This is a genomic window from Streptomyces sp. Mut1 (assembly GCF_030719295.1).
GTDB lineage: Bacteria > Actinomycetota > Actinomycetes > Streptomycetales > Streptomycetaceae > Streptomyces > Streptomyces castrisilvae.
The window spans coordinates 3,726,008-3,737,881 of record NZ_CP120997.1 but is presented as its reverse complement, the minus strand read 5'-3'; the positions used below and the strand labels follow the sequence as shown (position 1 = coordinate 3,737,881).

The 11,874-nt window shown below is 71.1% G+C and carries 11 protein-coding genes; 5 read left to right on the top strand and 6 right to left on the bottom strand.

From position 1 onward, the window contains the following. Window positions 1–31: 31 nt before the first annotated feature. The 3 genes from P8A18_RS16110 to P8A18_RS16100 all read right to left on the bottom strand — a co-directional run bounded on the left by P8A18_RS16110 (window position 32) and on the right by P8A18_RS16100 (window position 2,936). The gene (locus P8A18_RS16110; RefSeq protein ID WP_306055361.1) at window positions 32–643 is read right to left on the bottom strand and encodes a PadR family transcriptional regulator; all 612 of its coding nucleotides are present in this window, start codon (window positions 641–643) and stop codon (window positions 32–34) included. A gap of 74 nt (window positions 644–717) precedes the next feature. Continuing rightward, window positions 718–1,185, bottom strand: coding sequence for a hypothetical protein (locus P8A18_RS16105; protein WP_306055359.1), 468 nt, complete (start codon window positions 1,183–1,185; stop codon window positions 718–720). A 95-nt stretch (window positions 1,186–1,280) separates the two neighbouring features. Further along, on the bottom strand, window positions 1,281–2,936 hold the full coding sequence (locus P8A18_RS16100) for a protein kinase domain-containing protein (RefSeq protein ID WP_306055357.1): 1,656 nt from the start codon (window positions 2,934–2,936) through the stop codon (window positions 1,281–1,283). Between the two features lie 351 nt (window positions 2,937–3,287). Here P8A18_RS16100 and P8A18_RS16095 point away from each other — a divergent pair, with 351 nt between their 5' ends. Then, window positions 3,288–4,973: a protein kinase domain-containing protein gene (locus P8A18_RS16095; RefSeq protein WP_306055355.1), complete on the top strand. Its 1,686-nt coding sequence runs from the start codon at window positions 3,288–3,290 to the stop codon at window positions 4,971–4,973. 16 nt (window positions 4,974–4,989) lie between these two features. Here P8A18_RS16095 and P8A18_RS16090 read toward each other — a convergent pair whose 3' ends face one another. The 3 genes from P8A18_RS16090 to P8A18_RS16080 all read right to left on the bottom strand — a co-directional run bounded on the left by P8A18_RS16090 (window position 4,990) and on the right by P8A18_RS16080 (window position 7,240). Then, window positions 4,990–6,003: a phosphotransferase gene (locus P8A18_RS16090; RefSeq protein WP_306060938.1), complete on the bottom strand. Its 1,014-nt coding sequence runs from the start codon at window positions 6,001–6,003 to the stop codon at window positions 4,990–4,992. Between the two features lie 63 nt (window positions 6,004–6,066). Next, window positions 6,067–6,495 carry a pyridoxamine 5'-phosphate oxidase family protein gene (locus P8A18_RS16085; protein ID WP_306055353.1) on the bottom strand — a complete coding sequence of 143 codons (429 nt, stop codon included), beginning with the start codon at window positions 6,493–6,495 and terminating at the stop codon, window positions 6,067–6,069. A gap of 85 nt (window positions 6,496–6,580) precedes the next feature. Next, the gene (locus tag P8A18_RS16080; protein WP_086023936.1) at window positions 6,581–7,240 is read right to left on the bottom strand and encodes a response regulator; all 660 of its coding nucleotides are present in this window, start codon (window positions 7,238–7,240) and stop codon (window positions 6,581–6,583) included. 339 nt (window positions 7,241–7,579) lie between these two features. Between P8A18_RS16080 and pdhA the strand changes: the two genes are divergently transcribed. The 4 genes from pdhA to P8A18_RS16060 all read left to right on the top strand — a co-directional run bounded on the left by pdhA (window position 7,580) and on the right by P8A18_RS16060 (window position 11,874). Next, entirely contained in the window at window positions 7,580–8,731 is a 1,152-nt protein-coding gene (pdhA, locus tag P8A18_RS16075; protein ID WP_018553817.1) for a pyruvate dehydrogenase (acetyl-transferring) E1 component subunit alpha, read from the top strand. A gap of 2 nt (window positions 8,732–8,733) precedes the next feature. Then, on the top strand, window positions 8,734–9,714 hold the full coding sequence (locus tag P8A18_RS16070; protein WP_018553816.1) for an alpha-ketoacid dehydrogenase subunit beta: 981 nt from the start codon (window positions 8,734–8,736) through the stop codon (window positions 9,712–9,714). Between the two features lie 10 nt (window positions 9,715–9,724). Continuing rightward, window positions 9,725–11,131 (top strand): dihydrolipoamide acetyltransferase family protein, encoded by a 1,407-nt coding sequence (locus tag P8A18_RS16065; RefSeq protein WP_306055350.1) that lies wholly within the window; start codon window positions 9,725–9,727, stop codon window positions 11,129–11,131. A 200-nt stretch (window positions 11,132–11,331) separates the two neighbouring features. After that, window positions 11,332–11,874: a hypothetical protein gene (locus tag P8A18_RS16060; protein WP_306055348.1), complete on the top strand. Its 543-nt coding sequence runs from the start codon at window positions 11,332–11,334 to the stop codon at window positions 11,872–11,874.

Genomic DNA, 11,874 nt, shown 5'->3' with positions numbered 1-11,874 from the left:
CCGCCGTGCGGGCGGACCCGGGCGCGCGGGCTCAGCGGCGCGCGCGGGTCCGGCCGGCGGGACGGGAAGCGGTGGCCGGGGCCGTGCGCTGCTCCGGCTCCCTGGCGGCGGCCTCGGCGAGGCGGATCAGCCGGGCCTCGCAGTGGTCCAGCCACCGGGCCTCGGCCTCGGCCTGGAATATCAGCTGCTCCACGACGAGCAGCCAGGCGACCTCGTCCCGGTTGGCGGGGGCCTGGGCCAGGGACTGCGCCTTGAGGCGGGTGTAGTCCTGCATGGCCTTGACGGTGTGGTGGCGCTGGGCCTGGATGACGGCCCTGATGTCCACGCCGGGCGCGCCGACCGCCATGGCGAGCTTGATGGCCAGCTCGTCCCGGGGCGGGCTGCTGCGGTCGACCGGCGTCTCGAACCAGGAGCGCAGCTCGGTGCGCCCGGCGTCGCTGATCGAGTAGAGGGCGTGACCCTGGTCGTCCTCCGCGTCCTGGACGACCAGGCCGTCGCGCTCCAGTCTGCTCAGCGTCGTGTACACCTGCCCGACGTTGAGCGGCCAGGTGGAGCCGGTGCGCGATTCGAATTCGGTGCGGAGCTGGGAGCCGTAGCGCGGCCCTCGCTCCAGGAGGGCGAGAAGCCCGTGGCGGATCGACATACTGAGTATGTATACCGAGTATGTTGGCGAGCGCAAGTTTCCCCCGGGCCGTGCACAGGGGTTCGGCCCGGGTCTCAGCCGGCGCGGCGCATACGGAGGGCGAGGAAGCCGATACCCAGTCCCACCAGGGCGATTCCCGCGCCGAGCGACACCTGCTGCACCCGGTGGACGGTCGCCTCGTCGAGAGCCTGCCGCCCCGCCGGAGCGTCCTCGGGGAAGTCGCGCGGGTCGGGCGTGAAGGCAGGGACGGAGGCGGGCTCCGTCGTCGCCGGCTGCTCCTCGCGCTCGGCCCGCTCGTCCAGCGCGTCCTGCCGGGCCAGCTCGGCGGGCGACCGGCCGGGCCGCTGCCGCCCGGCCCCGGCGGACCAACCGGCGAGCGGCGGCGACTGCATGCTCTCGGGGGGCGCCGTTCCAGCGGTGGGTGACGGCGAGGGGGAGGAGGAGGGGAAGGCCGGCGTCACGCCTCCCAGGGCCGCGGCCGCCGTCAACGCCAGGCAGGCCACGCCCCGCGAGGAGCGTGCGGAGAGTCGTCCCGAAGCCATGCGGCCACCGTCACATGTGACCGTACGACCGGCACCTCAGGTGGTACGTACGGATGACGCCGCGGACCGCCGCACGGAGATCCGCCGGACAGACCCTACGCGGGGTCCCCCGTGGCGATGCGCAGTTCGAAGTGGGCGCCGGTCTCCGGCACCGCCGTCCCGGGCGTGGGGAACTGGTCGATGATCTGGTCCTCCGCGTACGCGTTCCCGGGGACCTTGATCTGCTTGATCGTCCAGCCCGCCGCGTCCGCGCAGGCGCGTGCCGAGAGGATGTCCTTGTAGAGGAAGCTCGGGGCGCTGACCTTGTTCGGGTCGTCCGAGTCCTCTATGGCGTCCGTGCACTTCTCGGTCTTCATCGTGCGGTTGCGTTCCGGATCGCGGTGCTCGCCGGCGGGGGACTCGCTCGCCGAAGCCTCGGTTCCGCCCTTGTCGTCGTTGCCGGTTACCGCGATGACCGTGATCAGGCCGCCGATGGCGACCAGCGCGACGACGATCGAGCCGATGATCACCGGCATGTTCCGCTTGGAGCCGCCCCCCGCAGGGGTGGCCGTCGTCTGCGGGGAGATCGTGTACGGCGGGGGCGTCTGGTGCTGCATCGGCACCATGGGCGCGCCGGTCCGGTAGGCGGGCGCCGGCGTCTGCGGGTAGCCGTACGACGGTCCCGGGGCGGGGGCCGGCGTCGTGGGCCCGTACGGTCCTGGCTGCTGCTGGGACTGGTAGGGGCCCGGCTGGTAGGGCGTCTGGACGCTCTGCGGGGCGGGCGCGGACTGGTCGACCGGCGGGAAGACCGCCGAGCCGACGCCCGAGCCGCTGTTCGCCGGGACGCTGCCGTCCCCGACGATCACCGGAGCGGTGGTCTGCACACCCGCGCTCAGCACGCGCGCGATCTCGTCCTGCATCGCCGCCGCGCTCGGGAAGCGCTCGTTCGGGTTCTTCTTGAGCGCGCGGGCGACGAGGGCGTCCATCGCCGGGGTCAGCGCGCGGTTGACCGTGGACGGGGGGACGGGCTCCTCCTGCACATGCGCGTACGCGATGGCGAGCGGGGAGTCCGCGTCGAAGGGGAGGCGGCCGGTCAGCAGCTGGAAGAGCATGATGCCGACCGAGTAGAGGTCGGAGCGCGCGTCCACCCCGCGGCCGAGGGCCTGTTCGGGGGAGAGGTACTGCGGGGTGCCGACGACCATGCCGGTCTGCGTCATCGACGTGACGCCCGACTGCATGGCGCGGGCGATACCGAAGTCCATGACCTTCACGACGCCGCGCTTGGTCACCATCACGTTGCCCGGCTTGATGTCGCGGTGGACCAGGCCCATTTCGTGGCTGGTGTCCAGAGCGGCCAGCACATCGGCCGTGACCTTGAGCGCCTTGTCGGCCGGCATCGCGCCCTGGGAGCGGATGTCCGCCGCCAGGACGGAGCCGAGCGGCTGTCCCTCGACGTACTCCATCACGATGTACGGCATCAGCGCGCCGCCGAGCTCGTCCTCGCCGGTGTCGAACACCGAGACGATGTTGGTGTGCTGGAGCTTGGCGACGGCCTGGGCCTCGCGGCGGAAGCGCTCCCGGAAGGACTGCTCGCGGCCCAGCTCGGTGTGGAGGGTCTTGATCGCGACCTGGCGGTCGAGCGCGGAGTCGTACGCCAGGTATACGGACGCCATCCCGCCTTCGCCGAGCAGGTCACGCAGCTGGTAGCGGCCGCCGGCAACCGAACCGCCCGCGTAGCGGCCCTGCGAACCGTGTGCGCCGTCGTGGCTCATGACTTGCTTCCCCCTCGGCGCGCGATCCACGCGAAACTCGGCGCGCGACTCACGCGATGATCCGTATTACTGGCCAAGTCTGCCCGAGGGGTACGACACGTCAAGCCAGGTGCCCGTTCCGTGACCCTACGCACAAGAAGCGTCTCGGAAGCGTTACAGGAACCGCATGGAATTTGCGCGGGCGGCGCGCCAGCCGATTGGATGGCCGGTCCGGCTCGGAATCGGCGGGTCCGACGGAGGCTGTAGCGTGACGGGGCAATGCGGCCGGCAGCGCAGCCGGGAACGCAGCAAGACACCGTGAGACCCCGCGGACGCGCGGACGGACGCGGACAGATACGACGGCGAGGACTGATGGCACCCGAACCCGAAGCAAACGGCGGCGGAGTTCCGGATGGCACCGAATCCTGGGGCATCGGAGGGGTCGTCGGCGACGGGCGCTACCGGCTGACCCACCGGCTCGGCCGGGGCGGCATGGCCGAGGTGTTCGCGGCGGAGGACGTCCGGCTCGGACGTACGGTCGCGGTGAAACTGCTGCGCTCCGATCTCGCCGAGGACCCGGTCTCCAAGGCGCGGTTCACGCGCGAGGCGCAGTCGGTCGCCGGGCTCAACCACCATGCGGTCGTGGCGGTGTACGACTCCGGTGAGGACACGGTCAACGGGCAGACCGTCCCGTACATCGTGATGGAGCTGGTCGAGGGCCGCACGATCCGGGACCTGCTGCTCAACGCCGAGGCCCCGCCCCCGGAGCAGGCGCTGATCATCGTGTCCGGGGTGCTGGAGGCGCTCGCCTACTCGCACCAGCACGGCATCGTGCACCGCGACATCAAGCCGGCCAACGTGATCATCACGCACTCCGGCGCGGTCAAGGTGATGGACTTCGGCATCGCCCGCGCGCTGCACGGCGCGCAGTCCACGATGACGCAGACCGGCATGGTCATGGGCACGCCGCAGTACCTCTCCCCCGAGCAGGCCCTCGGCAAGGCCGTCGACCACCGCTCCGACCTGTACGCCACCGGCTGCCTGCTGTACGAACTGCTCGCGCTGCGGCCCCCTTTCACGGGTGAGACCCCGCTCTCCGTGGTGTACCAGCACGTCCAGGACACCCCGGTCCCGCCGTCGCGGATCTCCGACGTGGTGCCGCCCGAGCTCGACGGGCTCGTCATGCGTTCGCTGGCGAAGGACCCGGACGACCGGTTCCAGAGCGCCGAGGAGATGCGCGGGCTCGTCCAGTACGGCTTGCAGATGCTCCAGGTGCAGGGGGGCCACACCGGTACGTGGAACACCGGCCCGGTCGTCCTCAACGACGGCTCCGGCACCCCGCCCCGGGGCATGACCGGCGCGACCCGCGCCATGGGCTACCCGCAGCACGGCGACACCTCGCAGGCCCCGATCCTGCCGCCGATGAACCCGGACGACGGCGGTTACGACGGCGGCAGCACCCGGCAGGGCGGCGGCGGACGCGGCAAGGTGCTGCTGTTCGTCGTGCTCGCCCTGATCGCGATCGGCGCGGGCGTGGCCATCGCGCTGAACGCGGCGAACAGCGGCGGCGACAACCACGAGAAGCAGCCGACCGAGACCTCCAGTTCGCCGAGCCCGACGGAGGAATCCCCCACGCCGACGCCCGAACAGACCGAGGACACCGAGCTGCCCGGCACCAGCACCGGCAACACCTGGGACAACACGCGGCAGCCCTCGTACACGCCGAGCCAGACGTCCGAGGCGCCTGAGACCCCCTCGACCGAGCCGGACACGGGCGGCACGGAGGACGGCGGCACGGGCACCACCAACGGCGGTTCGGCGACGAGCGGCAACAGCAGTAACGGTTCCAGCAACGGCAGTAACGGGACCAGTAACGGCAACAGCAACGGTTCCGGCAACGGCGGTACGGGGACCGACGGCGGCGACACCGGTTCCAGCGACGGCGGTACGGGTACGAGCGAGGGCGCGTCCGAGGGCGCCGACGGTGCCGCGGGCGGCGCCGCCGAAGGCGCCACCGCCGGGACGCCGACCGGGGGCGCCGGCTCGGCCACCGGCTGAGCGCGCCGCGCGGCCCTCACTCCGTGAAGGCCGCGCGCACCGCCTCGTACTCCCGGGTCCACCAGACCGCCAGGGCCGACACCGCGGGAAACTGCGGGTCGGCCCTCCGGTCGTTGAGGCAGTAGCGCCAGCGGAGTATCCAGAAGTCGTTGAGCCGCTCCCACCACACCCGGTGCACGGCCGCGGCCAGTTCCGACGCGTCGGCCCCGGCCGCCCGCCGGTAGGCCCGCGCGTAGACCCGCACCTTCGCCAGGTCCAGCGCGCCGGCGGGCTGGACGAAGAAGATCGCCGCCGCCCGGACCGCCTCCTCCGCGCGCGGCTGGACGGCCAGCCGGTCCCAGTCGAGGATCGCCACCGGGTCGGCGCCCCGGTAGAGCACGTTCAGCGGGTGGAAGTCGCCGTGCACCCAGCCGGTCGCCGGGATGCCGGGGGCGGGCGGGCGGCGGTCCGCGTGCCGTTCCAGCAGGACGCGCCGCTCCCGCAGCCGGTGCTCGGCCAACTCGTCGAAGGAGTCCCGGGTGCCGCTCCCGCGGGCGGCGGCCAGCAGATCGCCGATCAGCGCGAAGGTGTCGGCGGCCTCGGGACTCGCGTACCCGGCCGGACTCCCGCCGGCACCACCCGCAGCCGCGTCCGCGCCCCGCTCGCCCCCCATGACCTGCTCAAGACCCGTGTGTACGGCTCCGAGGAGCGTCCCGAGACGCATCGACTGGGCGAGGGTGAGCTGTGCGCCGCCGCGGTGCAGGCCGTCGACCCAGGGGTGCAGGGCGTAGCAGCGGCCGGCGATCTCGGTGACGGTCTCGCCGTCACCGGCCTCGATGGGCGGGGCGACGGGCACGCCGAGTGACTGGAGGCGCCGGGTGGCGCGGTGCTGGCGGACGATGGTGGCCCGGTCCCGGGTGGCGTCGTCCAGGTGGTGCTTGAGGAAGTACGAGCCCCGGGTGGTGGACACCCGGTAACCGTGGTTGAGCAGCCCCTGGGACAGCGGGGTACAGGTGAGCGGCTCACCGGCGTGCGGGTAACGGCGAAGCACCTCACCGACCGGGGGAACAGGCGGCAGGGCGACAGATGAGCGCGACACGCGTCAGATGTTAGATCACGCTGCGTTGCGGATCTGCTGACTTGCGTCGAAGCCCAGAGTGTGCACGGTGACGAAGTGCGGTTCGAGCCGGAGATACGACGGTACGAACGGCTCGCCGTTGACCTCGACGGGGAGGGGCCCGAAGCGCTCGCGCTGGGCGCGGGTGGGCTCGACGATCCGTGCGGGACCGGTGAACTGCACGGACCACAGGTCGTCGCTGCCGGCGGTGGTGGCCGCGTTGAAGTTGTCCGCCCCGTAGGCCACGACCGTGCCGTCGCAGGCGTCGTGGTAGCCGAGACCGCTGTGCATGCGCAGCACGACGCGGCCGTCGATGACGATGTGCCGGGCCACCGTCAGGAACGGGAGGGCCCGCATGCTGGTCGCCAGCCGGCCGTAGGGGACCCGGCCGAGCAGGTCGATCGCGTGGAGTTCCTCAAGGGACATGCCCTCCACTGTCGGCCACTTGTGTGGTCGGAATAAGAGGCCGGGGCCCCGGGGTGGCAGGGACCAAAGTCCTTCCCCTCCCGCCTCAGCGCTTCTCGGCCTGGAGCCGGGCGACGTACGCGGCGGCCTGCGAGCGGCGCTCCATGCCCAGCTTGGACAGCAGGCTGGAGACGTAGTTCTTGATCGTCTTCTCGGCGAGGTGCAGCCGCTCGCCGATGACCCGGTTGGTCAGCCCCTCGCCGATCAGGTCGAGGATCTTGCGCTCCTGGTCCGTGAGGCTCGCGAGCTTCTCGTCGCCCTGCCCCTTCTTGCCGTCCCGCAGCCGCTCCAGGACGCGGGCGGTGGCGACGGGGTCCAGCAGCGACTTCCCGGCCGCCACGTCCCGTACGGCCGTCAGCAGCTCGTTGCCGCGGATCGCCTTGAGGACGTATCCGGCGGCGCCCGCCATGATCGCGTCGAACAGCGCCTCGTCATCGGCGTACGAGGTCAGCATCAGGCAGTTGATCGAGTCGTCCTGGGAGCGGATCTCGCGGCAGACCTCCACCCCGCTGCCGTCCGGAAGCCGTACGTCCAGCACGGCCACATCCGGGCGGACCGCCGGAATCCGCACCAGCGCGTCGGCCGCCGTACCGGCCTCGCCGACCACCTCGATGTCGTCCTCCATCGAGAGCAGTTCGTGGACTCCGCGGCGGACCACTTCGTGGTCATCGAGCAGAAAAACGGTGATTTTTCCTTCTACGCTCACAATCGCAGTCTCACACACTCCCCCCTTCCCTGCCGGTGTCGGGCGGGATAACGTGCCGTTGTTCCGGCGGCCTGCGAGGCTGTGATCAGTGCTGTGACCAGCGAGCCTTCCCGAATTCCTCGATTTACTTGGATATCCAAGCAAAAACGCAGGTCAGGAAGGGTTTCGCAGTTACGGGACCCACTGGGTAACGTGCCTTGGACAGGGCGCTCGCCGGGGCACCTGTCACGCCTGTTCCCGGACCGAGCGGCACCCACCCCGTGCACGGGTACGGACACAGGCGAGCCGCACTGGTCTCCCGGCAGACCCCGGGGGCCGGACCGACGGAGGAGCACGCACGTGACCGTGGAGAGCACTGCCGCGCGTAAACCGCGACGCAGCAGCAAGCGGACCAGCGCCGCGAAAACGCCCGCGAAGGATTCCGCACCCGAGCTCGTACAGCTGCTGACGCCCGAGGGCGAGCGCGTCGAGCACCCGGACTACTCGATCGACCTGACCGCGGAAGAGCTGCGCGGTCTGTACCGGGACATGGTCCTGACCCGCCGCTTCGACGCCGAGGCCACCGCCCTCCAGCGCCAGGGCGAGCTGGGCCTGTGGGCCTCCCTGCTGGGCCAGGAGGCCGCCCAGATCGGCTCCGGCCGGGCCCTGCACGACGACGACTACGTCTTCCCGACCTACCGTGAGCACGGTGTGGCCTGGTGCCGGGGCGTCGACCCGACCAATCTGCTCGGGATGTTCCGCGGTGTGAACCACGGCGGCTGGGACCCGAACACCAACAACTTCCACCTGTACACGATCGTCATCGGCTCGCAGACCCTGCACGCCACGGGTTACGCCATGGGCGTGGCCAAGGACGGCGCGGACTCGGCCGTGATCGCGTACTTCGGTGACGGCGCCTCCAGCCAGGGCGATGTCGCGGAGGCGTTCACCTTCTCGGCGGTGTACAACGCCCCGGTCGTCTTCTTCTGCCAGAACAACCAGTGGGCGATCTCCGAGCCCACCGAGAAGCAGACCCGCGTCCCGCTCTACCAGCGCGCCCAGGGCTTCGGCTTCCCGGGCGTCCGGGTCGACGGCAACGACGTCCTGGCCTGCCTGGCCGTCACCCGCTCCGCCCTGGAGCGGGCCCGGCGCGGCGAGGGCCCGACCCTGGTCGAGGCGTTCACGTACCGCATGGGCGCGCACACCACCTCCGACGACCCGACGAAGTACCGGGCCGACGAGGAGCGCGCGTCCTGGGAGGCGAAGGACCCGATCCTGCGCCTGCGCACGTACCTGGAGAAGGAGGGCGCGGCCGACGAGGCGTTCTTCACCGCCCTCGAAGAGGAGAGCGAGACCCTCGGCAAGCGGGTCCGCGAGGCGGTACGGGCCATGCCCGACCCGGACCGGATGGCGCTGTTCGACCACGCCTACGCCGACGGCAGCCCCCTCGTGGACGAGGAGCGCGCCGAGTTCGCCGCCTACCAGGCATCGTTCGCCGAGGAGGGCAAGTAGCCATGGCCGTGGAAAAGATGTCCATCGCGAAGGCGCTCAACGAGTCGCTGCGCAAGGCCCTCGACACCGACCCCAAGGTCCTCATCATGGGCGAGGACGTCGGCAAGCTGGGCGGGGTCTTCCGGATCACCGACGGCCTCCAGAAGGACTTCGGCGAGGACCGGGTCATCGACACCCCGCTCGCCGAGTCCGGCATCGTCGGCACGGCGATCGGCCTGGCCCTGCGCGGCTACCGGCCCGTCGTGGAGATCCAGTTCGACGGCTTCGTCTTCCCCGCCTACGACCAGATCGTCACGCAGCTCGCGAAGATGCACGCCCGCGCGCTCGGCAAGATCAAGCTCCCGGTCGTCGTGCGCATCCCCTACGGCGGCGGCATCGGCGCGGTCGAGCACCACAGCGAGTCGCCCGAGGCGCTGTTCGCGCACGTCGCGGGCCTCAAGGTGGTCTCCCCGTCCAACGCATCGGACGCGTACTGGATGATGCAGCAGGCCGTCCAGAGCGACGACCCGGTCATCTTCTTCGAGCCGAAGCGCCGCTACTGGGACAAGGGCGAGGTCGACACCGACTCCATCCCCGGCCGGCTGCACGCCGCGTCCGTCGCCCGCACCGGCACGGACCTCACGCTCGCCGCGTACGGCCCGATGGTGAAGGTCTGCCTGGAGGCCGCCGCGGCCGCCCAGGAGGAGGGCAAGTCGATCGAGGTCGTGGACCTGCGCTCGATGTCCCCCATCGACTTCGACACCATCCAGACCTCCGTCGAGAAGACCCGCCGCCTGGTCGTGGTCCACGAGGCGCCGGTCTTCTACGGCTCCGGTGCCGAGATCGCCGCCCGCATCACGGAGCGGTGCTTCTACCACCTGGAGGCGCCCGTGCTGAGGGTCGGCGGCTACCACGTCCCGTACCCGCCGGCGCGGCTGGAGGACGAGTACCTGCCGGGCCTCGACCGCGTGCTCGACGCCGTCGACCGCTCGCTGGCGTACTGAGGACAGGGGCGTGACTACGATGACCGACACTTCCAACGCTGCTCGCTTCCGTGAGTTCAAGATGCCCGACGTGGGCGAGGGACTGACCGAGGCCGAGATCCTCAAGTGGTTCGTCCAGCCCGGCGACACCGTCACCGACGGCCAGGTCGTCTGCGAGGTCGAGACGGCGAAGGCGGCCGTGGAGCTGCCGATCCCGTTCGACGGGGTCGTCCACGAGCTGCGCTTCCCCGAGGGCACCACGGTCGATGTGGGCCAGGTGATCATCGCGGTGGACGTGGCCCCGGGCTCCGCGCCCGAGGCCCCCGCCGCGACGCCCGAGCCGGCTCCGGAACCCGAGGCCGAGGAGGCGCCGAAGGGCCGCCAGCCGGTCCTGGTGGGTTACGGCGTGGCCGAGTCCTCCACGAAGCGGCGGGCCCGCAAGGGCGCCGAGACCGCACCCCCGGCCGCCGCGCCCGCCGCGGTCCAGGGCGAGCTGAACGGCCGGGGCCCCGCCGCCCCGGTCCCGGAGGCCCGCCCGCTGGCCAAGCCGCCGGTCCGCAAGCTCGCGAAGGACCTGGGCATCGACCTGGCGACGGTCACCCCGACCGGCGAGGGCGGTGTCATCACCCGCGACGACGTGCACGCGGCGGCGAAGCCGGTGGCGCCGGTGGCGCCTTCGGTTCCGGAGCCGTCCGCCGAGCCCGCGGTGCCCGTGGAGGCTCCGGTCCCGGCCGGCGCCCGCGAGACCCGTATCCCGGTCAAGGGCGTGCGCAAGGCCATCGCCCAGGCGATGGTCGGCAGCGCGTTCACCGCTCCGCACGTCACCGAGTTCGTGACCGTCGATGTGACGCGCACGATGAAGCTGGTGGCGGAGCTGAAGGAGGACAAGGACATGGCGGGGGTGCGGGTCAACCCGCTCCTCGTCATCGCCAAGGCCCTCCTGGTCGCGATCAAGCGGAACCCCGGGGTCAACGCGGTCTGGGACGAGGCGAACCAGGAGATCGTCCAGAAGCACTACGTCAACCTGGGCATCGCCGCCGCGACTCCGCGCGGTCTGATCGTCCCGAACATCAAGGACGCCCACGACCGGACGCTCCCGGAACTGGCCGCGTCCCTGGGTGAGCTGGTCGCCACGGCCCGGGACGGCAAGACGTCCCCGGCCGCGATGGCGGACGGCACGGTGACCATCACCAACGTGGGCGTCTTCGGCGTCGACACCGGTACGCCGATCCTCAACCCGGGCGAGTCCGCGATCCTCGCGGTCGGCGCGATCAAGCTCCAGCCCTGGGTCCACAAGGGCAAGGTGAAGCCGCGTCAGGTGACGACGCTGGCCCTGTCGTTCGACCACCGTCTGATCGACGGCGAGCTGGGCTCCAGGTTCCTGGCGGACATCGCCGCGATCCTGGAACAGCCGAAGCGGCTGATCACCTGGGCGTAGGCGCCTTGGCGGTACGTGTGTGAGGTGGGCCCGCGCTGTGCTTGCGCGGGCCCATCGGCATGTCCGGAGGCGGGGGCGCGTGCGGTACGTGAGTGAAGCGGTTCCTGCGAATTCTGCGCGGGCGCACACCCCCGCCCCGTAGACTGACTACCGTACGGACGCGCCGAATCACTCACCGCAGTCGACCGAGGGGAACCGCCGTGCCTTCGAATTGCGACCCCCGGAACGCTCCCGCCGGCGACGTGGACGCGGCGCTCATGATGATCGACTCCCGGCTCAAGAGCGTCTACGAGGACAGATCCGAGAGCCATTCCGAACAACAGGAGCTGCTCAAGCAGTACGTCGCCTCCCTGGGCCCCGGCGGAATCGATGACCTGCTGGACGGCACGTGCACGATCATCTACATGCTCATGACCTGGCTGCGGAAGGCTCACGAAGAGCACGACAAGGACGTCATCGAGTACGTGGTGCCCGTCTTCGTCGCCTCGATGCTCAGGATGCCGCGGAGCGTTCCGCCCGAGGTCATTCCCACCATGGCCGGCATGGTCGTCGCCGCGGGCACCGGACTGAGCCCCAACCTGTGGCGCATGCAGTACGGGGACTGGACGGAGGCGGAGATGACGCCTCTGGAAGCGACCGCGTTCCTCCTCGCGGAGCAGATCAACCGCATCGCGGACGACCGTGAGTTCGCCGTCCGCATGATCGCCCAGGCTCTCAACCGCGCGGACGCCGACAAGGACTGA

What these genes read in the sequence shown, in the direction of transcription:
- P8A18_RS16110 (WP_306055361.1), bottom strand. Translation starts at nt 643, where the DNA reads ATGTCGATCCGCCACGGGCTTCTCGCCCTCCTGGAGCGAGGGCCGCGC.
- P8A18_RS16105 (WP_306055359.1), bottom strand. Translation starts at nt 1,185, where the DNA reads ATGGCTTCGGGACGACTCTCCGCACGCTCCTCGCGGGGCGTGGCCTGC.
- P8A18_RS16100 (WP_306055357.1), bottom strand. Translation starts at nt 2,936, where the DNA reads ATGAGCCACGACGGCGCACACGGTTCGCAGGGCCGCTACGCGGGCGGT.
- P8A18_RS16095 (WP_306055355.1), top strand. Translation starts at nt 3,288, where the DNA reads ATGGCACCCGAACCCGAAGCAAACGGCGGCGGAGTTCCGGATGGCACC.
- P8A18_RS16085 (WP_306055353.1), bottom strand. Translation starts at nt 6,495, where the DNA reads ATGTCCCTTGAGGAACTCCACGCGATCGACCTGCTCGGCCGGGTCCCC.
- P8A18_RS16070 (WP_018553816.1), top strand. Translation starts at nt 8,734, where the DNA reads ATGGCCGTGGAAAAGATGTCCATCGCGAAGGCGCTCAACGAGTCGCTG.